Origin of the sequence: Methylobacterium sp. WL18 (genome assembly GCF_008040015.1) — a bacterium.
GTDB lineage: Bacteria > Pseudomonadota > Alphaproteobacteria > Rhizobiales > Beijerinckiaceae > Methylobacterium > Methylobacterium mesophilicum.
In genome coordinates this window covers 1-1,289 of sequence record NZ_VRVD01000956.1, presented here as the reverse complement: position 1 = coordinate 1,289, position 1,289 = coordinate 1, and the positions used below count along the sequence as shown (strand labels likewise).

At 73.5% G+C, this 1,289-nt stretch carries 1 protein-coding gene; it reads left to right on the top strand.

The features are described from left to right. Positions 1-230: 230 nt before the first annotated feature. Positions 231-1,289, top strand: a 1,059-nt coding sequence (locus FV228_RS30045; RefSeq protein WP_246694085.1) for a thiamine pyrophosphate-binding protein, incomplete at its 3' end; no start/stop codon positions are given.

Genomic DNA, 1,289 nt, shown 5'->3' with positions numbered 1-1,289 from the left:
GCCCGCACGGCGATTCGCCTGGTCAAGGACGGGCCGCGGGCCGCCGCGGCCCTGGCGCCCGGACTGCTGCCGATCGGGCTCTAACGTTCGGCTGCATCAAGGCTCCGCCCTGACAACCCGCCGAAGGGCTCGCCCTTTGGAAACCCGATCCCGCGCCGCAGGTCTTCGTCGCGGCGCGGCCATGGGGTAGCGTCGCGCTGATTCCGCCGGGGGGCGGAGGAGGGTTGCGCATGCCGATCGAGACCGTGGACGCCGCAGGGAGCCGGAGGGGCGCCGACCTGCTGCTGGATGTGCTGCGCTCGGAGGGCGTGCGCTACATCTTCGGCAATCCCGGCACCACCGAATTGCCGCTGATCGACGCGCTCACCGAGGCGCAGGACATCGGCTACATCCTGGCCCTGCAGGAGGCCACCGCGGTGGCGATGGCCGACGGCTACGCGCAGGGCGCGCGCCGGCCCGCCTTCCTCAACCTGCACACCGCCGGCGGCCTCGGCCACGGCATGGGCGCGCTGTGGAACGCGCAGGTCAGCGGCACGCCGCTGGTGGTGACGGCCGGGCAGCAGGACCTGCGCCACGCCCTCTCCGACCCGCTGCTGATGGGCGACCTCGTCGCCATCGCCGACCCGGTGGTGAAGTGGGCGCGCGAGGTCACGAGCCCGGACCAGATCCCGGTGCTCCTGCGCCGGGCCTTCCACGATTGCGGCGCCGCCCCGTCCGGCCCGGTCTTCCTGTCCCTGCCGATGGACGTCATGGAGGCGATGACCACGATCCCGGCGGGCGAGACCTCGACCATCGACCAGCGGGCGGTGGCGGGCTCCCTCGATCGCCTGGCCGAAAAGCTCGCCGCCATCGCGCCCGGCCGCCTGGCCCTGATCGCCGGCGACGAGATCGACGCCTCGGACGCCTCCGCCCAGATGGTGGCGCTCGCCGACCTGCTGGCCGCGCCGGTCTACGGCTCGTCCTGGCCGGCCCACATCCCGTTCCCCACCGCCCACCCGCTCTGGGCCGGCAACCTGCCGACCCGGGCCGACGCCATCGCCGACATCCTCGGGCGCTACGACGCGATCTTCGCGCTCGGCGGCAAGTCGCTGATCACCATCCTGTACTCGGAGGTCTCGGCGGTGCCGCCGGGGACGCAGGTGTTCCAGCTCTCCGCGGATGTCCGCGACCTCGGGCGCACCTACGCCACCAGTCTGTCGACGGTGGGCGACATCCAGGCGTCCCTGAACGCGCTGCTGCCGCTGCTGGCCCCGCGCGTGGCCGACCGGGCCGGTGCCTTCGCGGAGGTG